This is a genomic window from Skermanella pratensis, assembly GCF_008843145.1.
Classification (GTDB): Bacteria; Pseudomonadota; Alphaproteobacteria; order Azospirillales; family Azospirillaceae; genus Skermanella; species Skermanella pratensis.
Genome location: NZ_CP030265.1, coordinates 4,906,506 through 4,931,220 on the forward strand (window position 1 = coordinate 4,906,506; position 24,715 = coordinate 4,931,220).

Annotated in this window: 21 protein-coding genes and 1 pseudogene; 10 read left to right on the forward strand and 12 right to left on the reverse strand. The window is 68.2% G+C overall.

Annotation, left to right across the window (positions count from 1 at the left end; genetic code table 11):
* Positions 1 to 7: 7 nt before the first annotated feature.
* From DPR14_RS22550 to DPR14_RS22565, 4 genes are all read right to left on the reverse strand, one after another.
* Complete coding sequence (locus DPR14_RS22550; protein WP_158047147.1) at positions 8 to 2,053, reverse strand: NAD(+) synthase; 2,046 nt, start codon at positions 2,051 to 2,053, stop codon at positions 8 to 10.
* Between the two features lie 114 nt (positions 2,054 to 2,167).
* Positions 2,168 to 2,713, reverse strand: a complete 546-nt coding sequence (locus DPR14_RS22555; RefSeq protein ID WP_158047148.1) for a hypothetical protein — start codon at positions 2,711 to 2,713, stop codon at positions 2,168 to 2,170.
* Entirely contained in the window at positions 2,703 to 3,122 is a 420-nt protein-coding gene (dksA, locus tag DPR14_RS22560; RefSeq protein WP_158047149.1) for an RNA polymerase-binding protein DksA, read from the reverse strand. The genes DPR14_RS22555 and dksA overlap by 11 nt, the downstream gene beginning before the upstream one ends.
* Before the next feature lie 135 nt (positions 3,123 to 3,257).
* Positions 3,258 to 3,683 carry a flagellar assembly protein FliX gene (locus tag DPR14_RS22565; RefSeq protein ID WP_158047150.1) on the reverse strand — a complete coding sequence of 142 codons (426 nt, stop codon included), beginning with the start codon at positions 3,681 to 3,683 and terminating at the stop codon, positions 3,258 to 3,260.
* Between the two features lie 234 nt (positions 3,684 to 3,917).
* On the opposite strand from DPR14_RS22565, the pseudogene DPR14_RS22570 reads away from it, so the two are divergent.
* From DPR14_RS22570 to DPR14_RS22600, 7 genes and pseudogenes are all read left to right on the forward strand, one after another.
* Positions 3,918 to 5,089, forward strand: a pseudogene (locus DPR14_RS22570) (flagellar basal body P-ring protein FlgI).
* Positions 5,089 to 5,421: a rod-binding protein gene (locus tag DPR14_RS22575; RefSeq protein ID WP_158047151.1), complete on the forward strand. Its 333-nt coding sequence runs from the start codon at positions 5,089 to 5,091 to the stop codon at positions 5,419 to 5,421. The pseudogene DPR14_RS22570 and the gene DPR14_RS22575 overlap by 1 nt, the downstream one beginning before the upstream one ends.
* Entirely contained in the window at positions 5,422 to 5,868 is a 447-nt protein-coding gene (locus tag DPR14_RS22580; protein ID WP_158047152.1) for a hypothetical protein, read from the forward strand.
* A gap of 249 nt (positions 5,869 to 6,117) precedes the next feature.
* Positions 6,118 to 8,076, forward strand: a complete 1,959-nt coding sequence (locus DPR14_RS22585) for a flagellar hook-length control protein FliK (RefSeq protein WP_158047153.1) — start codon at positions 6,118 to 6,120, stop codon at positions 8,074 to 8,076.
* A 20-nt stretch (positions 8,077 to 8,096) separates the two neighbouring features.
* Entirely contained in the window at positions 8,097 to 8,789 is a 693-nt protein-coding gene (locus DPR14_RS22590) for a flagellar hook assembly protein FlgD (RefSeq protein WP_158047154.1), read from the forward strand.
* Between the two features lie 90 nt (positions 8,790 to 8,879).
* Entirely contained in the window at positions 8,880 to 10,181 is a 1,302-nt protein-coding gene (gene flgE / locus DPR14_RS22595; protein ID WP_158047155.1) for a flagellar hook protein FlgE, read from the forward strand.
* 149 nt (positions 10,182 to 10,330) lie between these two features.
* On the forward strand, positions 10,331 to 10,747 hold the full coding sequence (locus tag DPR14_RS22600) for a flagellar biosynthesis repressor FlbT (RefSeq protein WP_192499112.1): 417 nt from the start codon (positions 10,331 to 10,333) through the stop codon (positions 10,745 to 10,747).
* 12 nt (positions 10,748 to 10,759) lie between these two features.
* Here the strand turns inward: DPR14_RS22600 and DPR14_RS22605 are convergent, their stop codons facing one another.
* A complete protein-coding gene (locus DPR14_RS22605) occupies positions 10,760 to 11,029 on the reverse strand; it encodes a hypothetical protein (RefSeq protein WP_158047157.1) in 270 nt (89 codons plus the stop codon).
* Between the two features lie 146 nt (positions 11,030 to 11,175).
* Here DPR14_RS22605 and DPR14_RS22610 point away from each other — a divergent pair, with 146 nt between their 5' ends.
* Positions 11,176 to 13,233, forward strand: a complete 2,058-nt coding sequence (locus DPR14_RS22610; protein ID WP_158047158.1) for an O-linked N-acetylglucosamine transferase, SPINDLY family protein — start codon at positions 11,176 to 11,178, stop codon at positions 13,231 to 13,233.
* 78 nt (positions 13,234 to 13,311) lie between these two features.
* Here DPR14_RS22610 and DPR14_RS22615 read toward each other — a convergent pair whose 3' ends face one another.
* The 7 genes from DPR14_RS22615 to flgK all read right to left on the reverse strand — a co-directional run bounded on the left by DPR14_RS22615 (position 13,312) and on the right by flgK (position 20,871).
* Complete coding sequence (locus DPR14_RS22615) at positions 13,312 to 14,646, reverse strand: tetratricopeptide repeat protein (protein WP_158047159.1); 1,335 nt, start codon at positions 14,644 to 14,646, stop codon at positions 13,312 to 13,314.
* Between the two features lie 93 nt (positions 14,647 to 14,739).
* Positions 14,740 to 15,453, reverse strand: a complete 714-nt coding sequence (locus DPR14_RS22620; protein ID WP_192499113.1) for a DUF1217 domain-containing protein — start codon at positions 15,451 to 15,453, stop codon at positions 14,740 to 14,742.
* A gap of 70 nt (positions 15,454 to 15,523) precedes the next feature.
* Positions 15,524 to 15,922 carry a flagellar biosynthesis regulator FlaF gene (locus tag DPR14_RS22625; RefSeq protein ID WP_158047161.1) on the reverse strand — a complete coding sequence of 133 codons (399 nt, stop codon included), beginning with the start codon at positions 15,920 to 15,922 and terminating at the stop codon, positions 15,524 to 15,526.
* A 125-nt stretch (positions 15,923 to 16,047) separates the two neighbouring features.
* Positions 16,048 to 16,866, reverse strand: coding sequence for a flagellin (locus DPR14_RS22630; RefSeq protein ID WP_192499114.1), 819 nt, complete (start codon positions 16,864 to 16,866; stop codon positions 16,048 to 16,050).
* 190 nt (positions 16,867 to 17,056) lie between these two features.
* Complete coding sequence (locus DPR14_RS22635; RefSeq protein ID WP_158047163.1) at positions 17,057 to 18,229, reverse strand: glycosyltransferase family protein; 1,173 nt, start codon at positions 18,227 to 18,229, stop codon at positions 17,057 to 17,059.
* Positions 18,230 to 18,328: 99 nt separating this feature from the next.
* Positions 18,329 to 19,363 carry a flagellin gene (locus DPR14_RS22640; RefSeq protein WP_158047164.1) on the reverse strand — a complete coding sequence of 345 codons (1,035 nt, stop codon included), beginning with the start codon at positions 19,361 to 19,363 and terminating at the stop codon, positions 18,329 to 18,331.
* Positions 19,364 to 19,383: 20 nt separating this feature from the next.
* Entirely contained in the window at positions 19,384 to 20,871 is a 1,488-nt protein-coding gene (gene flgK / locus DPR14_RS22645; RefSeq protein ID WP_158047165.1) for a flagellar hook-associated protein FlgK, read from the reverse strand.
* A gap of 570 nt (positions 20,872 to 21,441) precedes the next feature.
* On the opposite strand from flgK, the gene DPR14_RS22650 reads away from it, so the two are divergent.
* Complete coding sequence (locus DPR14_RS22650) at positions 21,442 to 24,003, forward strand: tetratricopeptide repeat protein (RefSeq protein ID WP_192499115.1); 2,562 nt, start codon at positions 21,442 to 21,444, stop codon at positions 24,001 to 24,003.
* 264 nt (positions 24,004 to 24,267) lie between these two features.
* On the forward strand, positions 24,268 to 24,684 hold the full coding sequence (locus DPR14_RS22655) for a flagellar biosynthesis repressor FlbT (protein ID WP_158047167.1): 417 nt from the start codon (positions 24,268 to 24,270) through the stop codon (positions 24,682 to 24,684).
* Positions 24,685 to 24,715: the final 31 nt, after the last annotated feature.

Below are 24,715 nucleotides of genomic sequence, written 5' to 3' on the forward strand. Positions count from 1 at the left end.
GTTCAGCTTATGACCGGGGTACGTTGCGCTCCAGGTCGTCGAGCCAGGTTCGGGCGGTCGAGTCCGAAGGCGCCCGCCAGTCGCCGCGCGGCGACAGCGAGCCACCGCCGCTCACCTTTGGCCCGTTGGGCATGGCCGACCGCTTGAACTGGCTGAAGCCGAAGAAGCGGCGGACGAACACTTCCAGCCACTGCCGGATCTGCGGCAGCTCGTAGCTGCGGCGGCGCTCCGGCGGGAACCCCGGCGGCCACGCGCCCTGCCCGGTGTCGCTCCAGGCATGCAGGGCCAGGAAGGCGATCTTGGCCGGCCGGTAGCCGAAGCGGAGCGTGTAGTACAGGTTGAAGTCCTGAAGCTCGTAGGGGCCGACCTTGGCCTCCGTGCTCTGCGGCGTCTGGCCGGGCTCGACCGGCACCAGTTCGGGCGAGATCTCGGTGCCGAGGATCGCGTCCAAGGTCGCGGACACATCCGACTCGAACTGGCCGGACGCGATGACCCAGCGGATCAGGTGCTGGATCAGGGTCTTGGGCACGCCGGAATTGACGTTGTAGTGCGCCATCTGGTCGCCGACGCCATAGGTGCACCAGCCCAGCGCCAGCTCCGACAGGTCGCCGGTGCCGACCACGATGCCGTTGTTCTGGTTGGCCAGCCGGAACAGGTAGTCGGTCCGCAGGCCCGCCTGGACGTTCTCGAAGGTCACGTCGTAGACCGGTTCGCCGCCGGCGAACGGATGCTTCATGTCGGACAGCATCTGCCGGGCCGCCGGGCGGATGTCCAGCTCGCGCCAGGTGACGCCAAGGGACTCCATCAGCCGGACCGCATTGCCCTTGGTGTGGTCGCTGGTCGCGAAGCCCGGCATCGTGTAGGCCAGGATGCTGGACCGCGGCAGCCCGAGCTGGTCCATGGCGCGGGCTGCCACGATCAGGGCGTGGGTCGAGTCGAGGCCGCCGGAAACGCCGATCACCGGATGCTCGTTGCCGATCGCGCGCAGTCGCTGGACCAGCCCGGCGACCTGGATGTTGTAGGCCTCGTAGCAGTCCTGCTCCAGCCGCGCCGGGTCGGCCGGCACGAAGGGGAACCGCTCGACCCGCCGCTCCAGCCCGATGTCGGCCAAGGGCGGGTCCAGCCGGAACCGGACCGTGCGGAAATCGGCGGCGATGACGGCCTGGTAGCGGCGGTTGTCGTCGAAGCTGCCCATCCGCATCCGCTCCTGGCGGATGCGGTCCAGGTCGATGTCGGCCACGGCGATCTGGTCGCCGGTCGGGAAGCGGCCGGTTTCGGTCAGGACGGCGCCGTTCTCGTAGATCGAGGTCTGGCCGTCCCAGGCGAGGTCGGTGGTCGATTCGCCCGCCCCCGCGGCGGAATAGAGATAGGCCGCGATGCACCGCTCCGACTGGGACTGGCACAGCAGGCGGCGGGTGTCGGCCTTGCCGATCGTGATGTTGCTGGCCGAAAGGTTCGCCAGCACGGTGGCTCCTGCCAGGGCGCCCGCGGAGCTGGGCGGCACCGGCACCCACAGGTCCTCGCAGACCTCCACGTGCACGGTGAATCCTTGCAGGTCCTCCGCGGCGAACAGCAGGTCTGGGCCGAACGGAGCGCTCTGGCCGGCGACCCGGATCTCGCCGCCTTCGGTGCCGGCCCCGGACGCGAAATGGCGCTTCTCGTAGAATTCCCGGTAGTTGGGCAGGTGGACCTTGGGCACCACGCCCAGCAGGCGGCCGCGATGGATCGCCAGCCCGCAGTTGTAAACGCGCCCGGCGTGACGCAGCGGCGCCCCGACCAGCAGGAGCGGCAGCAGGTCCTTGGACCCGGCGACCACGGTCTCGACCGCGCGCTCGACCGCGTCGAGCAGGGCGTCCTGATGGAACAGGTCGTCGATCGCGTAGCCGGACAGCGCCAGCTCCGGGAACAGCGCCAGCACCGCCGAGCGGTCGTGGCATGTCCGGGCGACGCGCAGGACGGCTTCGGCATTTCCGGCGGGATCGGCCAGCGAGCAACGCATGGTGCAGGAGGCGACGCGCGCAAAACCGTGCTGATAGATCGATCGGAACGTCATGGAAGCTTCCGGGCAGCGAAACGGGACGGATCGTTGATCCAACAGTCTAGAGGACGATTCGTTGGCCGGCGAACCCCCATGAAGTTCGACCCATGAAGTTCGCCGGGGGATCCTCTAGCGCTGGTCGCGCCGCCACTGCTCCCCGAAATCGGCGGCGAGCTGGCGCAGGCCGGCGGCGACCGCGCCGGCATGGCTGCCGCGCGGCGTGCTCAGCAGCATGCCGCGGTCCCAGTAGAGCACCTGGACCGTCTTGCGCTGCTGGGTCGAGGGAAGCGTCAGGGTATGCGCCGACTGGGCCTTTAGGCTCAGCCAGGTCACGCACAGGGACGAGCTGTCCCGCAGCGTCGCGATCGTCGGGATCAGGTAGACGCCCGGAGTCACCGTGGTGAAGGGCTGGGCCTGGGACAGCAGCTCGGTCCGCAGGCCGGCGGACTGGACGGTGAGCTGGATGGACTCGGCGACCAGTTGCTCGGTCAGTCCGCATTCGGCGTTGGCGGCGCTGGAGGCGAGGTCGACCGGCATCACCACGGCCATGTTGACGCCTTCCAGCACGGCGCTCTCGCGCCCCTGTCCGGGCACCTGGGCCATTGCCGGCAGGCACGATGCGGAGAGCGCCAGGACGCAGGCGACGAGACAACGGGCCGGGCGGCTAATCGTCACGGTGGGTCCGTTCCAGCCGCTCATGCCTTTCCTGGGCTTCGAGGCTCAGCGTCGCGATGGGACGCGCCTCCAGCCGCCGGATGCTGATCGGCTCCCCGGTTTCCTCGCAGTAGCCGTAGCTTCCGTCCTCGATCCGCTCCAGCGCAGCGTCGATCTTGGAGATCAGCTTGCGCTCGCGGTCGCGGGTCCGCAGCTCAAGCGAACGGTCGGTCTCGAGCGAGGCCCGGTCGGCGATGTCGGCTTCCTGGAGCCCGCCTTCCTGTAGGCTTTGCAGCGTCTCCTCCGACTCGTGGAGGAGCTCCGAACGCCACTTCAGCAGCTTCCGACGGAAATACTCCGTCATCTGGGGGTTCATGAAAGGCTCGTCCTCGGACGGCCTATAGTCAGGCGGCGGAAACGGTGACGACATCCTCTAACACCCAAACCGGATGGCTGCCGAAACGGCGCGGAGTATATGGATCGGCAAGCCCCACCGCAACCGTCGCGGATGGGCTTCTCGACCGGATACAAGCCTTTGGAAAAACGGCGAAATCCTGGGGATGAGCTACCCTCTGGGCGCCAGCTTGGCAAGCTCGACCTGCGCCCTAAGGTCGATTTCGTCCAAAATCTCCACCAGACGGGGATCATCGACTTCCGCGCGGTGACTTTGGGCCACCTGCTGAAGGGCGCTGAGTTTCGACTCCGGCAGGCCGCCCGACAGCAGGGCGTGCCTGATCTCGTCCAGCCGGTCCAGCAGTTCCTCCGCCCTGGCCTTCGCCTTGGACGGGCCGCTGGTCGAATCCTCCACCTCCTGCAGGTTGAGGAGAGGGTTGACCGCACCGGCCGCCTGGGCGCCGTTGACGCCCGAAGCCGCCGCGTCGTCGGTGCCGTGCAGGGCCCGGGCGAAGGCGCTCGCCAGGCTGCCGTCGGAACGGCCGGTGCGCTTTGCCGCACTGCTGTTGCGCAGGGAACCGGGACCTTCGACTTTCATGACACCAGATGCTCCAATACCGATTTCGAAGAGTGGTCAGATCTACCTTAATACCCGGTTAACGGGCGTCGCTTGATCACAGGGCGGGAGGGCGGCAGGAATTGCCGGGACGGCCCGGCACTCCTTGCCGCACGGCCGATCCCGACCGGACGCCCCGCGGCGGCGGCGCGGGTTTCCGGGGACTGGCACGCAATTCGCTAGGGAGAGGGACGACAGTAGAGGAGCCGACCCGCCATGACACCGTTCCACCTCCAGGAAGCCGCGACTCGGACGCCGCTCCGGACCCGCTTCCGGAATGCCGTCCGAACCATCCTGGCCTTGGGCATCGCGGCGGTGGTCCTGGCGGGCGCCGGCCCGGCACAGGCCAACTCGCGCATCAAGGACATCGTCGATGTCGAGGGCGTGCGCGAGAACATGCTGATCGGCTACGGCCTGGTGGTCGGGCTGAACGGCACCGGCGACAGCCTGAACAACTCGCCCTTCACCGAGCAGAGCCTGATCGGCATGCTGGAGCGGCTGGGCGTGAATACCCGCGGCCAGTCCATGAAGACCCGCAACGTCGCCGCGGTGATGGTGACCGGCACCCTGCCCGCCTTCGCGGCCCAGGGCAGCCGGATCGACGCCGTCGTGTCGGCGCTCGGCGATGCCAAGAGCCTGCTCGGCGGGACCCTGCTGGTCACCCCGATGCTGGGCGCCGACGGCGAGGTTTATGCGGTGGCCCAGGGACCGCTGGCGGTCAGCGGCTTCAGCGCGGCCGGCCAGGGCGCCTCGGTCACCCGCGGCGTGCCGACCTCGGGCCGGATCTCCGCCGGCGCCATCGTCGAGCGCGAGATCGAGTTCTCCCTGGCGGAACTGCCGGTCCTGCGGCTGTCGCTGCGCAACCCCGACTTCACCACCGCCCAGCGCGTCGCCCAGGCGATCAACGGCGTGTACGGGGCGAACACGGCGCGGGCGACCGACCCGTCCGCCGTGGTCGTGACGGTGCCCCAGATGCGGCGCGGCGACATCGTCGGCCTGATGACGGAGATCGAACAGCTCCGCGTCACCCCGACCAGCCGGCCCGCGTCGTGATCGACGAGAAGTCGGGCGTGATCGTGATGGGCGAGAACGTCCGGATCAGCACGGTGGCGATCGCCCAGGGCAACCTGACCATCCGCATCACGGAGACCCCGCAGGTGTCCCAGCCCAACCCGCTGGCCGGCGGCCAGACCGTGGTGACCCCGCAGACCAATATCCAGGTGGACGAGCAGTCGAACAACCGGCTGGCGATCATGTCCAACGGCGTCAGCCTGCAGGAGCTGGTCGAAAGCCTGAACGCGCTGGGCATCGGCCCCCGCGACATGATCAGCATCCTGCAGTCGATCAAGGCGGCCGGCGCGCTGCAGGCCGAAATCGAGGTGATGTGATGGACGGCACCCTGACTCCTCCCGCGCTCGCCTCCACGGGCCTTGCGGCCGGCGGCCTCGCGAACCAGGCGCCCCCGGCCCGCCCCCGGGCCGGAGCGGACGACAAGGCGGTCGCCAAGGCGGCCGGCGAGTTCGAGGCGCAGTTCGTGTCCCAGATGCTGAGCCAGATGTGGCAGGGCATCGAGACCGACGGATATTTCGGCGGCGGCAACGGCGAGGAGATGTTCCGCGGCCTGATGATCAACGAATACGGCAAGATGATCACCCAGAGCGGCCAGCTCGGCATCGCCGACCAGGTGAAGCAGGCCATGCTGAAGATGCAGGAGGTTTGAATGATGGAGGCAGCGACCGCGGTCGGGGAGACCTGCGAGACGATGGAAGCCTACGCCGCCCTGCTGGAGCGGGAGACGGAGGCGGTCAAGGCCAGCCGGCTGGAGGAGGTCGCCGGGCTGGGCGACGCCAAGACCATGCTGGCCGGCAGGCTGGACCACCAGCTCAAGGTCCTTCGCCACAACAAGGCGGTGGTGGCCGGCGTCGACCTGGCGCTCCGGCAGCGCCTGGAGGCGCTGTGGAACCGGCTGAACGGGATCGCCGAGGCCAACCTGGCGGCCCTCAAGACCGCCGAGGAGGCCACCAAGCGGGTGATCGACATGGTGGTAGACGTGACCAAGCAGAACCGGCAGCAGCACTCCGTCGCCGGCTACGGCAAGCCGAGCGCCCGCTACCCCACCGGCAGGGCGCCCCAGGCGCTCTCGGTCGCCGTCAACACGACGCTGTGAACGGGCCCGAGGGCCATTCACTTCCGGGCAAGCGGGCGGGGCGCCGGGCGGCGCTCCGCCCGCCGTCTTTTCCCACCGCCGGCGCAACCGGGAACGCAACCGGGAACGCTCTGCCGGGTACCGGGCAAAATCTTCCCGACATGCCCTGGCCGGCAATTCCCCACCCCCCAAGAAATCCAGCAAAATCAACATTCCACGGTTTGGCCCGCGGCTTGCTTTACATGATCCCGTACAGCCAGCGAGGATGCCGTGGAGATCACCCAGACCATAACGATGCCCCAGGCGGCATCAACCGGGAGCGCCGGCGCAGCCGCTGCGGCTCCCGCGGCCGGCGGGACCGCGGATGGCGGCTTCCTCGCCCTGGTCGCCAACTTCATGACCGCCCAGCCCTCCGCCCAGCAGGCTTCTCCGAAAGCCGGAACGATCGAGGATACGGACACGACGGACCAGGATGCCGGCACCGTGTCGGACGGCCTGCTGAGCCTGATCGCGCCCGGCCTGTTCTCCAACCTGATCGTGCCGCAGCAGCTGCCGGTGGAATCCGGCGCCGCGGCCGGCGGCCTCTCCGCCGACGCCGGTAGCCTGGTTCCCCCGGCCGATGCGTCCGGCGCCGATCCGCTGCCGCCCGCCCTGCCCGGCATGTTCCCGATGCCGCCGGCCCAGCGCCCCGAGACCCCCGTCAAGGGCATGGCGCCGCAAGCGGGCCAGGACGCCGACGAGGATGCCGCAGCGCCGGATGCCGCAGCGCCGGATGCCGCAGCGCCGGATGCCGCAGCGCCGGATGCGGATGCCCAGGAGGGCGAGGTACCGTTGGATGAGGAGGCCCTGGCGAAGCTGATCGACGAGGGCAAGGCCAAGCTGCAGACAGCAGCCCGCCCCGCGACGCAGGCCGAGACGACGGCGCGGTCCGGGACGACTGCGCAGGCCGAGACGAAGACGCAGTCTGAGACGAAGACGCAGGCCGAGACGAAGACGCAGCCCGAAACGCAGGCGGACATCGTGAAGCCGAGGCCGGAGCAGGATCCCGGCGGGCCCGCTCCTCAGCAAGCCGGCAGCGCCGCGCGCCGTGATGCCGAGGCCCCGGTAGTGGTCCAGGTGACCCGCGATCCGGCGGCGCGCGACTCCGCCGGCCAGCAGCCGGCGAAGACGGAGCGCCAACCGGAAACGGCCGCACCGCCCGCCCGCGAAACGACCGTCCAGCCGCCGCAGCCTGAGCGCCAGCCCGTCGCCGCCACTCCCGCCGCCCCGGTCGCGAACCGCCCGGCGACCGCCGAAACCCCGGTGGAGGCAGCCAAGACGGACGGGGCCGCGACGGACGGGGCCGGGTTCGCCGCGACGGCGTCGGGTGACCCGGCCGGAGGCGACCCGATGTCCGAAGACGCGGACCGGGGCGACAGCCACGGCAGCCGTCAGGCGGCGCGCCAGGTCGACCGTCACGACCGGGCCGCCCAGCAGCCGGCCGGCGACGCTCCCGACGCCGAGGCCGCCCTTCGCGCCGACGCCGAGACCGCGGAGTCCGTGACGGCCCGCCCGGCCGCCGGGCCGGTCGGTGGTCCCGCGGCGGCCACGGCCGATGGCGGGCCTGCGGTCGTGGAGCGCGGCGCCAGGGAAGCCGGCAGCTTCGAGGATGCCCTGGCCGCGGCCGGCAGCGGCAATGCAGCGCCGGTGGAACCGGAAGCCGATCCCGCCCTGGCGGTCCAGGCCTCCGCTCCCGGCCTGGCCGACACCGAGGCGGTGGACCGCACCACCCCCGGCCATGCCCGGAGCCCGATGCCCCATACGCCGGCCGAGCAGGTCTCGGTCCAGATCGGCAAGGCGGCGGCCGGCCGGATCGACCAGATGGTGATCAACCTGAAGCCGGTCGAGCTGGGCAACGTCGAGGTCAAGCTGGACTTCGGGGCCGACGGCCGGGTGCAGGCCTCGATCCGGGCAGAACGTCCGGAGACCCTGGAGATGCTGCAGAAGGACCAGCGCACGCTGGAGCGCGCCCTGGCCGACGCCGGGCTGCGGACCGACGCGGGCAGCCTGACCTTCGACCTGAAGGGACAGGGTGGCAACCAGCGCCAGTTCGCCGGCTACACCCAGCCGGCCGACCGCCGGGGCAGGAACTTCGGCGGGATCGAGGAAGACCTCAGCTTGGCGGCCGCCACCCCGGCCCAGTACAAACCCGGCGGCGCCAGCCGCAGCCGTCTCGACATCCGCATCTGAGCGCGAGCAGGAGAACGACCATGACGACGATCAACGGCACCGCCCAGACCGCGGCCCAGACGACTGCCGCGGCCACCACGAAGACCGAGGCGTCCCGCGCCAAGCTGACCCAGGACTATGACAGCTTCCTCAAGCTGCTGACCACCCAGATGCAGAACCAGGACCCGCTGTCGCCGATGGAATCGACCGAGTTCACCAACCAGCTGGTGCAGTTCAGCCAGGTCGAGCAGCAGATCAGCCAGAACGACAAGCTGGAGAAGCTGCTGACCATGCAGACCAACAACCAGACCCAGGCGTCGCTCGGGTTCATCGGTCTTGACGTCGAGGCCAGCGGCAACGCCTTCACGTTCGACGGGAGCACGGCCAGGATGTCGTACACCTTGCCGGAGACATCGACCTCCACGGCGATCCAGATCAAGAACGAGAAGGGTGTCGTCGTACGGACCCTCGACGGGTCGCGCTCCGCCAGCCGCCAGGAACTCACCTGGGACGGCAAGAGGAACGACGGGTCCGCGGCGCCGGCCGGCAACTACACCCTCTCGGTGGTGGCGCCCAACGCGGACGGCAAGCTGCTTACCGCCAAGACCTCCGTCTATGGCCGCGTCTCCGGCATCGAGTCGGGCAACGGCAACACCACCCTGCTGATGGGCAACGTGCCGATCAGGATGGAGGACGTCGTTTCCGCCCGCCAGCCGACCGCCGCGGCCGCCTGACCCACCGCCTGTCCAGCCCTTCGCCCGTCCCATTCCCTTCCGGCCTCCGCCCAGGCGTAGCAGGCCGCAGCAAAGACCAAGGAGAGTATCATGAGCCTGTTCGGATCCCTCTTCACCGGCGTTTCCGCCCTGAGCGCGCAGAGCCAGTCGATGAGCATGATCGCCAACAACATCTCCAACGTGAACACCGTCGGCTACAAGCGGAACGAGGCTGCCTTCTCCAGCCTGGTCACCCAGGCCAGCCGCAGCACCACCTACTCGCCCGGCGGCGTGCGCGCCTCGACCGAGCAGACGGTCAACCAGCAGGGCATCCTCCAGCAGAGCGCCTCGTCCACCGACGTCGCGATCTCCGGCTCCGGCTTCTTCGTGGTCCAGGCGAAACCCAACGGCAGCAGCACCCAGGAGACGCTCTATACCCGCGCCGGCTCCTTCTCGGAGGACGAGAACGGCTACCTGCGGAACAGCAACGGCTTCTACCTGATGGGCTGGGAGATCGGCGACGACGGCGAACTGGTGAACGCGACAGCCGACGTGGCCAGCCTCACCCCGGTCAGCGTCGGCTTCGAGTCCGGCCGGACCAAGCAGACCACCCGGGCGGACGTGGTACTGAACCTCGACGCGCGCCAGAACACCGCACTGACCGGCCCGCACTTCAGCCGCAGCATGACCGTCTACGACTCGCTCGGCCAGGCCCAGCAGCTGGCGCTCGACTTCACGGCGACCACCACCGCCAACACCTGGACCCTCGACATCAGCGACCCGGCCGGCGGTAACCTGGCGACGCCGACCACGTCCATGACCCTGGTGTTCGGCACCAACGGCAAGATCGACCGGGTAGCGACCCAGGCGGCCAACCCGACCGACATGGTGCTCGACCCGGCCGGCAGCCCGACCGGCAACCTGCAACTGAACCTGACGGACATCGACTGGGCCAACAACTCCGACGCCACCCAGGACATCACGATCGACATCACGGGCTTCACCCAGTCCGCGTCGGACTATAGCGTCGGCACGATCAACCAGGACGGCGCCGAACTCGGCCTGCGGACCGGCATCTCGATCGACGCCGACGGCAACGTGGTCGCCAGCTTCAGCAACGGCCTCACCCAGAACTTGGCCCGGGTGCCGGTCGCCACCTTCACGAACCCCAACGGCCTGCAGGAGCGCAGCGGCAACGTCTATATCCAGACCAGCCAGAGCGGTGCCTACAACCTGCGCGAGGCCGGCACCGCCGGAGCCGGCAAAATCGCGACATCCTCCCTGGAAGCCTCCAACGTGGACCTGGCCGACGAGTTCTCGCGCATGATCGTGACCCAGCGGGCCTACTCGGCCGGCACCAAGATCATCAGCACGGCCGATCAGATGCTGACCGAACTGCTCCAGCTCCGGTAAGGTCTGAGCGATCGTTAATATTTCGTTAAGGTTGAAGTAGACCGGGCGCCATTCGGCGCCCGGTCGAATTCAGGCACCTAACTGCTGTGTCCGCGTGCGTGAAATGCTACTGTGCTCGCCGACCGACCACTTCCATACGGGTATCCGCAGTGTCGTTGAAGATTCGCCTGGCGCCGGAAGAACGCATTGTCGTCAACGGCGCCCTGATCCAGGCCGATGGCCGCTGCACTCTGATCTTCCTGAACAACGTCTCGTTCTTGACGGAAAAGCACATCATGCCGCCGCAAGCCGCGTCGACCCCGGCGCGGCGTATATATTTCATGATCCAGAATTCATACATGGCGACCGACCAGGAACGGCCGCCGCTGCTCGAAACCCTGGAAGGCTTCGTCGACGATTTCCACGAGGCGACGACGATCCCGGCGATCAAGGAAACACTGGAGTCTATACGGTCCCTGGTAGAACGGGGCGAATACTACCAGGCCCTTAAGCTGGCCGACGCCGTGATGAAGCACGAGGACCGCTTCCTCGACCAGCCGAGCTGGCAGGACGCCAGGCGGGCCTGAAGCGGCGTGGCGCTACACCGGCAACGGCTCCACGGGCCCGTGGCGGAAGGGGATCCAGTCCTTCTCCTCCGGCCGCCAGCGCAGGCCGTAAGGCGATTTCAGGAAAATCCGGCTCGGCGGGTCGCCGCCTTCGCGGAGCGTCCGCTCCACATCCACCTGGTCGGAACCGCTGAAGAAGCCGGTCCAGTATTCCGCCGGCGCGGGATCGTCGCCGAGGGTCCCGGCAACTTCCCGGGCGGCTTCGCTCAGCTGCCAAGCCTGCTCGACCTGTTCGTAGCTCATGCTGCTTCCTTCGGATCAGTCCAGCATGGAGAAGATGACGCGCCCGGCCGCGAGGGTCAAGCGGGCCGCGACGGTGCCGCCCCCGCCGGCACGACCATGACGCGCATCCCAGCCCCTGCGCAACCCCGACCGGGACGGTGACGGCCATGATCGAACAGCTTGCGGCAGTGGCCCGCTGGCACCAGGCCAACGGAAGGCCCGACGAGGCCGAGGCGCTCTATCGGCGCGCCCTTGTCCTCGACGGGTCGGCGGCATCCCTCCACCGCGCCCTGGGCACCGCGCTGGAGGACCAGGGACGCGTCGAGGAGGCGGCGAATTGCTACCGCCGAGCTCTCGTCCTGGCGCCCGGCGACGCCGACGGCTGGTGCGACCTCGGCATGGCGTTGCGGCGCCTCGCGCGGACGGAGGAGGCGCTGGGCGCCTACCGGCGCGCAACCGTCCTGGAGCCCGGCTTCGTGGAAGCCTGGTTCAACCTGGGCAATGCCCTGACCGGCCTTGGCCGCTTCGAGGAGGCGATCCGGGCCTATCGCCAGGCCCTTGCCCTGCGGGCGGGCGATCCCGAGACCTGGTGCAATCTGGGCAACGCGCTGCACGAGTGCGGCCGGATCGCCGAAGCCGCCGCGGCGGCGGGAACGGCCCTGGCGTTTCGTCCCGACCACGCGCCGGCCCTGGTCAACCTGGGCAATGCGCTGATCGAGCAGGGCCGGTTCCTGGAAGCACTGGCGCAGTTCCGCCGGGCGGCCAGTATCCGGCCGGCCGATCCGGCCGCCTTCGCCGGGGCCGGGGTGGCGCTCCGTCAGCAGGGCCGCACCGAGGAGGCCAGGGCCTCGTTCCGGCAGGCCTGGAAGCTGGGCGGCGACCCCGGGTTGGAGGTCAGGATGGCGCTGGTTCTCCCGATCATCCCGGAGTCGGAGGCGCATATCCGGGAGGTCCGCGAGCGGCTGGCGGACGGGGTGGCGCGGCTGGCCGAACGCGGCATCCGGCTGCACGACCCGCTCGCCCAGGTCGGCCAGACCTGCTTCTACCTGGCCTACCACGCCGCCGACGATCTGCCCCTCCAGCAGGCCGTCGCCGGCCTGTACGAGGCCGCCTGCCCGGACCTGCTCCAGGACCGCGCCGACCCGCCGACCCGCCCCGACGGCCGCACCCATGTCGGCTTCGTCTCCCAGTACTGGCACCAGCACACCATCGCAAAGCTCAACCACGGCCTGATCCGAACCCTCGACCGCGAGCGCTTCCACGTCACCCTGTTCACAACCCCCCACGCCGGCGACGCCATGCGCCAGGCCCTGGTCCGCGCCGCCGACACGACCGTCGAGCTGCCTCTCGACCTCAAGGCCGCCCGCGACGCCGTCGCCGCCCAACGCCTCGACGTGCTGTACTACGCCGACATCGGCATGTCGGCCCTGACCTACTTCCTCGCCTTCGCCAGGCTCGCCCCGCTGCAGTGCCTGACCTGGGGCCACCCCGACACGACCGGCATCAAGAACCTCGACCGCTTCCTGTCGTGCGGCGCCATGGAGCCGGACGGCGCCGAGCGCCACTACTCCGAGCGCCTGCTCCGCCTGCCCGGAACCACCCTGCACTACGCCCGGCCCCGCCTGCCGCCCCGGCTCAAGCCGCGCTCGGCCTTCGGCCTGCCCGACGACGCCCGCCTCTATGTTTGCCCGCAGAGCCTGTTCAAGGTCCATCCCGACTTCGACCGAGCCCTGGTCGACCTGCTGCGGCGCGACCCGCAAGGGCTGGTGGTGCTGCTCTCGGGGCGCGACCGCAACCTGGACGGCCTGCTGCGCCGCAGGCTCGCCGCCGCCGGCCCCGACGTGGCGGCCCGCTTCCGCTTCCTGCGCCAGATGCCGCTGCCCGACTTCCTCGGCCTGGTGGCGTGCAGCGACGTCATGCTCGACCCGTTCCACTACAGCGGCGGCAACACCAGCCTGGAGGCCTTCGCGCTGGGCACCCCGATCGTGACCTGGCCCGGCGCCTTCATGCGCGGCCGCCACACCTACGGCTTCTACCGCCTGATGGGCCTGGACGACTGCGTCGCCCGCGACCACGCACACTATGTCGAACTCGCCCTCGACCTCGCCCGCGAGCCCGACCGCAGGGCCCATGTCATCCGCCGCGTCCTCGACCGCGTCCCCGTCCTGTTCGACGACACCGAAAGCGTCCGAGCCATCGAAAACGAAATCCTCCAGACCCGCTGAGCCTTTCGCCAGCTCAAAAGGCCGGAAGAGGGTTGCCCCTCTTCCGGCCCCATGACGCTGCATTCCGGGACTGGAGGGTCAGGCCGTCTTCTGGGCGACGAAGATCATGCCGAACACCGGCCGGCCGCCGCTGTTGCGAAGCTGCTCGCGCGCGACCGACAGCACCTTGAAACCGGTATCGGCCAATGCTTTCTGGACATAGGTCCGGCGGTGGGCGAACCGGCCGGCGGCCGAGACCTCGAAATCCGCCAGGAACGACTCCTCCACCGAGAAGGCGAAGAGACCGTCGGCCTCGACGACGGCCGCCACCTTGGCGAAGAACTCCTCCAGGCGGCCGATATAGCCGCACACGTCGGCGGCAGCGGCGACGGAATAGGTTCGGTCGATCTCGCCCAGCGTGACCTGGAGGTCGGCAGCCTCGAGCTGGTCGTAGATCTCCTTCTCCAGAGCCAGCTTCAGCATGTTGCGCGAGATATCGACGCCCTTCTGGAAGTCGGCGATATCACGCAGCATGACGCCGGTCAGGCCGGTACCGCAGCCGAGGTCCAGCACGGAGGCGAAGCGGGTCCTGCCGGGGACCGCCTTCAGCAGGTAGCGCCGGATCAGCCCGGGAACGCGGTACCGCAGTTTCTCGATGACATCCCGTTCGTAGTAGCTGGCGTACTCGTCGAACAGCCCTTCCACGAAGTTCGCCGGGATCGAGTCCATATCCTCGTCCCGCAGCAGGGAAAGCATGTGCTTCGACTTCCAGTTCGTCGGATCGAGCTCGACCGCCCGCTGGAACGCGGCGAGAGCTTCGGCGTTGCGGCCGGGAATCCGGTGCAGCGCGTTGCCCAGGTTGTGAAACAGCTCGGGGGCCTCGACGATCGCCAGCGTCCGCCGGCAAGCCTCGACGCTGCGGCCATATTCCTTGAGCGAATTCAATGCGCTGGACAGGTTCACAGCGGCGTCCAGCATGTCCGGGTGAACCGCCAGGACGGCTTCCAACAGTTCCACCGCGGCAAGGTGCTCGCCCTGCCCCATCATCGCGAGGCCCAGGTTGATATAAAGCTGCGGATGTTGCTCCGGTTCGGAATTGTTGATCGCCTTGACATGGAAGACGACCGCCTCGTCGAACATCTTCATCTGCTGGAGATGGACCGCGAGGCTGTTCAACAGTTCCCAGTCACGCGGCCGGGCCATCACGGCGGTAGCCAGATCCTGGATGCCGTCGCTCAGTTCCCCCTGCCGGGCCCGGCAGGTGCCGCGCAACGCCAGCAGGTCGGCATCCTCGGGCTGATCGACCAGCGCGGCGTCAACCGCGGAGCGCGCGCCTTCCAGGTCGCCGCGCGTCAGCAGGATCGCGGCGCGCTGCTTGAGGTCCGACAACTTGGCAGCGTCGGCCGGCATTTCCATGGTCATTTCAGCAGACATTCATCTTCTCCAGATCCCGGCGCTCGGCCGGTGTTGCGGCGGACACCGCCGGCGCGGGGGAAAGCCGCCGCCAGGGCTGGGGTGTCCGGCATCTCACGCAAAGAGGTTCAGGACGTATTTGTTGGCCCCGGTCGCCGAGGAGCCGTCGTCGGATGCCATCAGGAAACGCTGGGCCAGCTTGTCGACGAATTTTCCGTCCTTCAGATCGGACAGCTTCAGCCGCTTCTCGATCGCCGCAGCCTGTGCTTCCACCGACTGGTTGGCGAGTTGCAGCGGAAGACCGAGCGCTGTGGTCACCACATGGCGCATCCGCTGGTCACCGAGAATCTCATACGTATTTTTGACGGACGAGGCATTCTCCTTGAAGTACAAGGCCAGTGGAACCGCTGAGTTCTGCGAGGCCAGGCCGGCGTCGTACTTGTTCTTGACGTACAGCTCGGCCAGATCCGCCTTGGTGCTCTCCCGCTGGATCGTGCCGAGACCGTTCTCGCCCAGCTTGAGAAGGCTGGCCGCCGTCTTGAAGCGCTTGTCGACCAGCTTGTTCATCAGGGCGTCGGGGTCGTCGGCTTTCTGCGTCAGGACCTTTTTGATCAGGCCCATCTTGCCGGTTTCCTTGCCCAGGTCGACCGCGTCCAGCACGAACTGGATCATCCGCCTGTCCTTGAACAGGTCGTCGACGGATTTCACGCTCTGGATGTTCTTGTTGAAGTAATCTACCTCGGCCTTGACGTCTTTCCGGTCCGCCATCTTCTCAAGCGCCGCGTCGCCCTGCTTGAGGGCGAGCTTGTATGCGGCGATCGCCGGCATCTTGGTGAAGACGAGGCTGCTGGACATGGTCGGACTCCGCGGTGTCGTCTGATCTTCTTGGCCGGCTCCCTTATGCCGAGGGGATCTCGGTCGGCAGACCCGCGGCGGCGGCCGTTTCGGGCTGGGCGGCCAGGCCTTCGATCATCTGGGTATTGATGTCGATCAGGAAATCGACATCGAGCGTGCCGGTGATGTTCTGGTCGATCTCCCGGATCACCGCCTGTCCGATCGAGATGATCTGGGCGCGGAGCGGTGCCGGCAGACGGTTCTGGTCGTCCTGCAGCAGCTTGACGATGGTCATCCAGAGAAGCTTGTCGTCCGAGGCGGCGCGGACCAAGTCCATGCCGTTGGGATTCGCCTTGCCCTGGATCAGGCCAAAGGTGACTCGCTTGAAGAGATTGGCCTCTTGCGAGCGATAATCGGTCTTCATCATCGCCGCTTGCTTGTAGGCATTGATCTTCGAGTTCATTGCCACTTCCGTTCAGAACTGCAATTTTCTGATGATTTGGGAGGGAGGGAACCGCCGGAAGGGCCTTGAGGCCGTCGTGCCCCCTCCGGGACGGCGCCCGGAGAGGGTTGGACGCGGGCGCGGCCTTAACGGAACAGGCCCAGCAGCGACTGCGGCGACTGGTTGGCGATCGACAGCGCCTGGCTGGACAGCTGCTGCTTCACCTGCAGGGACTGCAACCGCGCGCTTTCCTTCGCCAGGTCGGCGTCGACGATGGCGCCCAGGCCGGTGTTGGTCGCGTCGGCGATCGCATTGTTGAACCCGATCTGGTTCGTGATGCGGCGGCTGTCGGCGGCCAGCTGGTTCATGGCGCGGCCAAGGTTGCTTTCCGCGTTGGCGAGAGCGCCGGTCGTCGCGATCAGCGTGGCGGCGGCCGAGTAGTCCGATGCGGCGGAAAGCTGGGAATAGACGGCGGTCGCCAGGTTCTGCGCCGTCACCGTGATGTTGCCGCCGTCGATGTTGGAGATGATCGACTGGTTGGTTCCGGTATTGATCAGGGTGATGTTGTTGTACTTGGCGTCCTTGATGAAATTGTCGATGTCGTTCTTCAGCGTGTTGTACTGGTTCTCGTAGTTCGTGCGGTCCGCACCGGTCAGCGCCTGGTCGGCAAGCTTGGTGAGGACGACGCGAACGTCCTGAAGCGACTTGGAGATGTTTTCGCCGGCCTTGACGGCGACGTCGATCATGCCCTTGCCGACCGCGAGACGCTCGTTCACCGCGCCGATCGCCTTGACGTCGCTGCGGATGCCTTCCGCGACGGCATAGGACGCGCCGTCGTCATAGGCGTCGGCCACGTTCAGGCCGGTGCTGATGCGCTTCTGGGTGGTCGACAGCGAGTCGCTGACGTTGTTCAGGTTTTTCAGGGCGATCATCGCCCCGATGTTGGTGTTAACCGAGTTGGCCACCGGTGCCTCCATTTTGGATAGATTGCGGTCTTCTTCCGCGACTCGATGGTAAGCTCAGATCGTAAAAAGAGTCTTAATTGCCAGATTCCCGGAAGGGGCATCCGCATCTTCAGTTGTATGCGGCACGCCAGGAGATCCGCGGTTCTCCGCGCTGCCGGGCACGGGCGCGCCGGAGGCTACGGGCGTCTTCTCACGGGAAAAGGGAAAGCAGCGTGTTAAAAAATGTCGCAGGGTTGTGATACGCCCGGCACCGCTCGCCCGCCGCAGGCCCGAGCGCTTGCAGATCCTGCCAGGCATCGGCCAGGCGGACGAGGGCCTCCTCGACCGAGTCCACGGTGAAATCGACGGCGCGCACGGGCGTGTGTCCGAGGCGGGCCGACTCCAGATCCATCCAGGAGCCGGACGTGATTAGCACCGGCTTGCCGGTCCCGATCGCCTCCAGATAGACGTGGGACGTGCGCACGTCGTAGATGTCGGGCTGGTAGGGAACCAGCACCGCGTCGGCGCTCGACAGCAATCCCAGATAATCCGCCTCGGACAGGTTCCGGTCGACGAAATCGACTTCCGGGAGGTCGTGGCGCCACTCGCCCAGCAACGGGCCGAGCAGTTCCGGCCGGCCGCACTGGATCGTGAAGTCGATGCCGGCGAGGGCGGCGGGGCGGCGGCGCAGCGACTCGACGATCAGGTGGATGCCCTTTTCCTCCCGCGCCTCGCCCAGATACACGAAGTGGGGTTTCGAGGATCTTCCGCCCCGGACGGTCACGGCGGGATATCGGATCGGGATCGGCAGGCTCGGCATCTCGAAGCCGGCGAGCTTGCTGTAGAACCGGGCCAGACCGGCGTTGTCGCACGCCATCATCACGCGCTCCGACGGGAACTCGGTCCAGAGCGAGACCGCGTAGCGCTCCAGCGCCACCGCGATCTCGTGATACGGGCGCGCCAGGTGGAACCAGGGCGGGAAACGCAGGACCATGCACACGCGAGGCTTCGGGTCCGGCAGGCTGCGGTACCACAGATAGAGGCCGACCATCTCGCTGCCCAACACCGTGTGCATGACCACGATGTCGTCGGCCTCGAAATCGGCCGGCACGCCATCGCACAGGTTGCGGCAGAAACTGGTGTTCTTGGTCGACCAGTTCTGGATCGGCGCCAGTTCCGGCAGGCCGGCGATCTTGGCATAGGAGTGCAGGTCGAAGATCAGGCGGGCGTCGAACTGGTCCTCGATCGCCGGATCCATTCCCTTGAACCCGTAGAACACCGACTCCACGCCATGGGCGGCCGCCTGCTCCCGCAACACGAGATCCAGGTGGTAGTGGTGACCGGCCGTGCTGTCCAGGCCGGGATCGAGGACGACGAGCTTCATCAGGCTTCCCGCGTGAGGTCGACGCGGCTGGTTAGCACCGGGATGATTGACGAGTCGTGAAGGCTCCTCCCGCGCCGGACGGCGTTGCCGGGGCGGTCGTTACAGGAAGTCGATCAGGTTCACCTGCCGCAGGGTCGATGTCACCTTGTAGGATGCCTGAAGCTGGGTCTGGATCAGCTGCAGCTTGGTGATCGCCTCGGCCATGTCGACGTCCTCCACGTCGCCCAGGTTCGTCCTGGCCGTCTGCGCGGTCACGTCGTGCTGGTTGTCGATCGCCTCCATCCGCTTGTAGGTGGAGCCCAGGATGCCGACATGGTTGTCGAGACTCTTGGCGGCGCTGTCCAGCGCGTTGCGCGTGGTGTCCAGCATGGTGGTGTAGTCGGTGAAGGAGCCGGGATTGGCCGTGTCGTAGGTCAGGGTCGCGGCGGTCGCCAGGCTGCGCAGGATCTCGCGGAACGGTCCGGGATCGCCGGCGGGCAGGGCCGGGCTTTCCGGCCCGATGGCGCGGACCTGGTAGCTCAGGTCGAGGTTGCGGTCGACCCGGGCGCGCAGCGGCGACGGATCAGGCGCCTGCAGGGCCGCCGAGAAATAGGTGTCGTCGGTCGCGATCGCCGTGGTCGCCGTCAGGGTCGCCGCGGCGCCGTTGGCCGCGAAGGCGGTGACCTCGGTCTCCACGTCGGTGAAGAACTGGGCGGCATTGGGGAACGGCGGATTGTCGATGTCGCTGCCGGCGAAGATGTAGCGCCCCTCCACCTGGGTGCTGAGAAGCTGCACGACCTCGTCGTAGCCCCGCCGCGCGATGTCCTGGACCACGGCCTGGTTGGGCGGAGGGTTGCCGGTCAGCTTGGTCAGCTGCTCGCGCACGTCGCGCGCCACGTTCTTGATGCGGTCCATGGTCTCGACCGCGCTGGAGACCCGCAGCTTCGCGGAGGCGATGTTCTTCTGGTAGGTGTCCAGCTCGGTCACCTGGCCACGCAGGTCGATCGACTGGCGCGCGTCGGCGCCCAGCCCGCCGTAGACGGGTGTCTTCTTGCCGCTCGACACCTGCGCGGAGGTCTCGGTCAGGCGCTGCTGGATGGCCAGGTTCTGGGTTTGCAGCCGCAGGAACTGTCCGTTGGTCGAGATCGAGGTCATGGCCGGACTCCCTGGTCGGATCAGCGCAGGATCGAGATGAGGTCGTTGAACAGCTGCCGGTTGGTCGAGACGACCTGGGCGGAGCTGGAATAGGAACGCTGCAGCTGGATCAGGAGCGATACTTCCTGGTCCAGGTTAACGCCGGATTGATCGGACAGCTTGGTCCTCAGATGGTCGCGCAACGTCGTGGCGGGTTCCAGCTGGGCGGTGGTGCTGGCCCGCAGGTTCGTCTGGTGGCTGACCAGTTCGGTGGCGAAGGAGGCCAGCGTCGTTCTGCCGGGCAGCACGGTGCTCCGATCGGCGTTGGGTCCGAGGCCGGTGGTCTGGAAAGTCTGGTCGCCGCCCAGCACGCCGTCGACGATCATGCGCAGCAGGTTGCTGTTCGCCGGGGCGGTGCCCGGGACGATCGGCGACCCGTCGCGCAGCAGGCTCGGCGTGTCGATGACGTCCTGGGCCACCCGGATCTGGTTGGCGAAGCCGACCGACGAGGTTGGTGGCGTGGCGAGGGGGTCGTCGACCGGAACCACCCCCGTGCTGTCGGTGAACAGGAGAAGCCCGGCGCCCTCGAACGCCTCGCCCATGGTCTGGGCGAGTTCGTCGAGCTGGGCCTGGAACCGCGGCAAGGTCTGGTCGCGCAGCTGGAGCAACCCGCCAAGGTTGCCGCCCTGCGCCAGCCGGGCGGTGACGTCGGTACCGGTCGCGGGGTCGCCCAGGCGGATCGGGTCGATGGCGCCGGGATATGCCGCCTGCGGGTTGATCGAGACCTGGGAGATGGACAGGGGCTGGTAGCCGGCCTCCAGATAGGGCTGGCCGAACCGGTCGAGGATCGAAACCGTGCCGTCGCCCCGGCGCATCACGTTGACCTCGATCTGCTCCGAGATCTTCCGCAGCGCCTCGTCCCGCTGGTCCTCCAGGTCGGGCTGGGGCTGGCCCGTCGCAGTCAGGGAGCGGATCTGCCGGTTGAGGTCGTCGACCCGCTGGAACTGGTTGTTCAGGCCGGTCAGCGCATCCTCGATGTCGACCTGGACCTGGGTCCGGATGTCGTTGATTCCGTCGGCCACCCGGTTCAGCGTCCGGGCGACGGTGTCGGCCAGCGAGACCACCTGGTTCTGGAGCGGGACGGAGTTCGGCGAATCCATCAGCCGGGTGAAGCCGTCCTTCATCTGGTTGAGCACGTTGCCCAGGGAGCTTTCCGACTCGGGATCGCCGTGCAGGGTCTCGACCTGGCTCAGGTACCGCTCCATCACGCTCAGGTTGGCGACCCGGCTGCCCTGCTTGCGCACTTCGTTCTGAAGCGCCGAGTCGACTTCCCGCTCGACGTTGCCGGTCTGGACGCCGACGCTCTGTCCCTGGATGACCTGGGTGTACTGGGTCTGGATCTTGCGCGTATAGCCGGGAGTGTCGGCATTGGCGATGTTGCGCGAGACGACGTCCAGCCCTTGCTGGACGGTCCGAAGTCCGCTCATCGCCGTGCGCAGGGAAACGTCGAGGCCCATCTGATCCACCATCACCCGCAGTTCCCGCCGGATGCGGAACCTGTCGCCATCCTCCAAGCAAACTCCGGGCCAGAAGGGAAATTCTTAGAGCGCAAAGGGCGGTCGCGGCGCTGCCGACCGTCCGCGGGGCCGGCGCGGCAGCTGCGCCGGCCTGGACTCCCGGCAAAATCTGCCGGGGCCATGCACGCTTTGCCGGGGGTGCCGAGGCGGGCGGTACAAGGCATATGAAGCTTACGCCAACTCCACTCGACGGCATGATGCGAAAGCAGACGATCGTCGGCTTGGCGCGGACCGACCCGGTCGTGACACAGGTCCGCATGCCGGGCTTCATCGCGGCCATCAAAACCCTGGAGGAGCGAAACGACGCCATCTCCGACCTGATCGAGCGTCATAAGGCGCAACGTGCCCTGCACAGCTCCACAACGTGCCCTGCGCAATTCCACAATGAAGCCGGCATGGCGGTGGAGGCGACGCGGGAGGTCGCGGCGCCTGTCGAGCGGGACGGCGAAGGCCGGGATGTTCCCGGGATCGCGCCGGTGTTACGGTGCGGCGGTCCAAGTCCCCATGGAACGATGCCTCCCAATGCTCGCCGAACTTCTCAAGACCGCCCAGCACCATCACGAAGCGGGGCGCCTGGCCGAGGCGGCACGGGCGTGCCGGCAGGCGCTGGGCCTTGCCCCCCCGGCCGGCCCCCTGCTGGTGATCGGCCAGGTCGGCGCGCAGGCCGGCGACTGGGACCTGGCGGCCGACGCCTTCGGCGCCCTGCTGGCGATGCGTCCCGACGATCCGGACATCCTGCTGGAATACGGGATCGCCCGGCGGCACCAGGGACGGCCCGACGCCGCGGCCGAAGCCTACCGGCGCGCGATCGGCCTTGACCCGGGAATGATCGAGGCCTGGCTCAACCTGGGTCACGCGCTTCTGGAGCAGGGGAACCCCGCCGAAGCCGCCGAGGCATTCGGCACCGCCGCAGCGCTTGACCCGGACAGGCCCCCGGTCCATGCGAATCTCGGCATGGCGCTGCTGGCCGCCGGCGATCCCGCCGGGGCGGAGGCCGCGTTCCGCGATTCCCTGGCGCGCGATCCGTCCGGCATGCCGGCGCTCGCCGGGCTGGGCACCGCCCTGGTCCGGCTGGGCCGCCTGTCCGACGCGGCCGAGGTCCATCGGCATGCCCTGGCCATCGACCCTTCGCTCGCTTCCGCGTGGCACGACCTGGCCATGGTCCTGACCGCGCGCGAACTGCCGGAACAGGCGGCGCCCGCCGCCCGCCGCGCGGCCCTGTGCGACCCGGCCGACCCGGCTGCCCCGCTGACGCTCGGCAACATCCTGCTTGTCCTGGACCGGCTGGACAGGGCTGAGGCGGCATACCGGCGCGCCGCGTCGCTGCGCCCCGACGAAAGCGACGCCTGGAACAACCTGGGCTTCTGCCTGAACCGCCTGGGCCGGCACGGCGACGCCCGCGAGGCCCTGGCCCGGGCCGCGACCCTGGATCCCGGCTTCGCGGCCGCCTGGTGCAACCTGGGGGCCGCCCTCGCCGGCCTCGGCCGCCATGGCGAGGCCGTCGCGATGTGGCGGCGCACACTCAGGCTACGGCCCGACCATCCGGAGGCGCTGATCAGCCTGGCGAACGCCTTCCTGCGCGACAACCGGCTCGGCAACGCCGCCGCGATCCTGGGCCACGCCCTGGCCGTGATGCCGGACTTCCCGCGCGCCCAGACGATGCTCGGCAACATGCTGCTGGACCAGGGTCATCTCGACCGCGCCCGGACAGCCTTCCGCCAAGCCCGCCGCTTGTGCGGCGACCCTGGGCTGGAGGTGAAGGAAGCGCTGGTTCTCCCGATCATCCCGGAGTCGGAGGCGCATATCCGGGAGGTCCGCGAGCGGCTGGCGGACGGGGTGGCGCGGCTGGCCGAACGCGGCATCCGGCTGCACGACCCGCTCGCCCAGGTCGGCCAGACCTGCTTCTACCTGGCCTACCACGCCGCCGACGATCTGCCCCTCCAGCAGGCCGTCGCCGGCCTGTACGAGGCCGCCTGCCCGGACCTGCTCCAGGACCGCGCCGACCCGCCGACCCGCCCCGACGGCCGCACCCATGTCGGCTTCGTCTCCCAGTACTGGCACCAGCACACCATCGCAAAGCTCAACCACGGCCTGATCCGAACCCTCGACCGCGAGCGCTTCCACGTCACCCTGTTCACAACCCCCCACGCCGGCGACGCCATGCGCCAGGCCCTGGTCCGCGCCGCCGACACGACCGTCGAGCTGCCTCTCGACCTCAAGGCCGCCCGCGACGCCGTCGCCGCCCAACGCCTCGACGTGCTGTACTACGCCGACATCGGCATGTCGGCCCTGACCTACTTCCTCGCCTTCGCCAGGCTCGCCCCGCTGCAGTGCCTGACCTGGGGCCACCCCGACACGACCGGCATCCGCAACCTCGACCGCTTCCTGTCGTGCGACGCCATGGAGCCGGACGGCGCCGAGCGCCACTACTCCGAGCGCCTGCTCCGCCTGCCCGGAACCACCCTGCACTACGCCCGGCCCCGCCTGCCGCCCCGGCTCAAGCCGCGCTCGGCCTTCGGCCTGCCCGACGACGCCCGCCTCTATGTCTGCCCGCAGAGCCTGTTCAAGGTCCATCCCGACTTCGACCGAGCCCTGGTCGACCTGCTGCGGCGCGACCCGCAAGGGCTGGTGGTGCTGCTCTCGGGGCGCGACCGCAACCTGGACGGCCTGCTGCGCCGCAGGCTCGCCGCCGCCGGTCCCGACGTGGCGGCCCGCTTCCGCTTCCTGCGCCAGATGCCGCTGCCCGACTTCCTCGGCCTGGTGGCGTGCAGCGACGTCATGCTCGACCCGTTCCACTACAGCGGCGGCAACACCAGCCTGGAGGCCTTCGCGCTGGGCACCCCGATCGTGACCTGGCCCGGCGCCTTCATGCGCGGCCGCCACACCTACGGCTTCTACCGCCTGATGGGCCTGGACGACTGCGTCGCCCGCGACCACGCACACTATGTCGAACTCGCCCTCGACCTCGCCCGCGAGCCCGACCGCAGGACACACGTCATCCGCCGCGTCCTCGACCGCGTCCCCGTCCTGTTCGACGACACCGAAAGCGTCCGAGCCATCGAAAACGCCATCCTCCGGGCCTAATGGAATCGGGCGAAACCCGAACGTCCGCGAAGCAAACATCTTCGGCTGCCCATGAGCGTTCGCGCGCCGCCTTGCGCCCGGTCCGCAGCGACCCGGCTTTTTCTCAAAAGTGTTACATCTTGAAGTGTAACTCTTTCTTGCAAGCTACTTTGAAGACAGACATAATCCCGGCCATCAACACCGGGCGGGGCAAGCTTTGATGGCCACCCGCGATGTCCAGCAACGACTGCAAGCCAGCAACGACTGCAAGAGGGTGGCACGACAATGACCGAAACGATCGAACTGATTGCTCTCCCGCTCCAGCCCGGCGGCACCGTCATCGTCAAGGGCGTTCCGATCCATATGCAGGCCGACGGCACCGTCATGGTCCCCAAGGACACCCCGACCCTGACCCGCGAGCAGTTGATCCTGGACGAGAAGGACGCCGACACGGCGACCAAGCGCATCTATTACGCGCTTCAGCTGATGACCCTGGACAGCGCCTCCGCCGCCACCTACCACGGCAAGCTGATTTCGCTGCTCGACGACCGGGCGGAAGCGACCGAGCTCCAGCCGGTGCTGCGCAGCCTGGCGATCATTTCGGAACTGAGCCGGAAGGGCGAGTACCTCGCCGCGCTGGAAGTCTGCCGTCACCTGATCCAGTTCGACGACGCGCTGGTCCGCGAGTTCCCGGCCGGCTGATGCCCGGCGCCATGGCAAGTCCGGGCTTCAC

What these genes read in the sequence shown, in the direction of transcription:
- DPR14_RS22550 (WP_158047147.1), bottom strand. Translation starts at nt 2,053, where the DNA reads ATGACGTTCCGATCGATCTATCAGCACGGTTTTGCGCGCGTCGCCTCC.
- dksA (WP_158047149.1), bottom strand. Translation starts at nt 3,122, where the DNA reads ATGTCGTCACCGTTTCCGCCGCCTGACTATAGGCCGTCCGAGGACGAG.
- DPR14_RS22565 (WP_158047150.1), bottom strand. Translation starts at nt 3,683, where the DNA reads ATGAAAGTCGAAGGTCCCGGTTCCCTGCGCAACAGCAGTGCGGCAAAG.
- DPR14_RS22575 (WP_158047151.1), top strand. Translation starts at nt 5,089, where the DNA reads ATGGACGGCACCCTGACTCCTCCCGCGCTCGCCTCCACGGGCCTTGCG.
- DPR14_RS22580 (WP_158047152.1), top strand. Translation starts at nt 5,422, where the DNA reads ATGATGGAGGCAGCGACCGCGGTCGGGGAGACCTGCGAGACGATGGAA.
- DPR14_RS22590 (WP_158047154.1), top strand. Translation starts at nt 8,097, where the DNA reads ATGACGACGATCAACGGCACCGCCCAGACCGCGGCCCAGACGACTGCC.
- flgE (WP_158047155.1), top strand. Translation starts at nt 8,880, where the DNA reads ATGAGCCTGTTCGGATCCCTCTTCACCGGCGTTTCCGCCCTGAGCGCG.
- DPR14_RS22605 (WP_158047157.1), bottom strand. Translation starts at nt 11,029, where the DNA reads ATGAGCTACGAACAGGTCGAGCAGGCTTGGCAGCTGAGCGAAGCCGCC.
- DPR14_RS22610 (WP_158047158.1), top strand. Translation starts at nt 11,176, where the DNA reads ATGATCGAACAGCTTGCGGCAGTGGCCCGCTGGCACCAGGCCAACGGA.
- DPR14_RS22615 (WP_158047159.1), bottom strand. Translation starts at nt 14,646, where the DNA reads ATGTCTGCTGAAATGACCATGGAAATGCCGGCCGACGCTGCCAAGTTG.
- DPR14_RS22620 (WP_192499113.1), bottom strand. Translation starts at nt 15,453, where the DNA reads ATGCCGGCGATCGCCGCATACAAGCTCGCCCTCAAGCAGGGCGACGCG.
- DPR14_RS22625 (WP_158047161.1), bottom strand. Translation starts at nt 15,922, where the DNA reads ATGAACTCGAAGATCAATGCCTACAAGCAAGCGGCGATGATGAAGACC.
- DPR14_RS22635 (WP_158047163.1), bottom strand. Translation starts at nt 18,229, where the DNA reads ATGAAGCTCGTCGTCCTCGATCCCGGCCTGGACAGCACGGCCGGTCAC.
- DPR14_RS22640 (WP_158047164.1), bottom strand. Translation starts at nt 19,363, where the DNA reads ATGACCTCGATCTCGACCAACGGACAGTTCCTGCGGCTGCAAACCCAG.
- flgK (WP_158047165.1), bottom strand. Translation starts at nt 20,871, where the DNA reads ATGGTGGATCAGATGGGCCTCGACGTTTCCCTGCGCACGGCGATGAGC.
- DPR14_RS22650 (WP_192499115.1), top strand. Translation starts at nt 21,442, where the DNA reads ATGCTCGCCGAACTTCTCAAGACCGCCCAGCACCATCACGAAGCGGGG.
- DPR14_RS22655 (WP_158047167.1), top strand. Translation starts at nt 24,268, where the DNA reads ATGACCGAAACGATCGAACTGATTGCTCTCCCGCTCCAGCCCGGCGGC.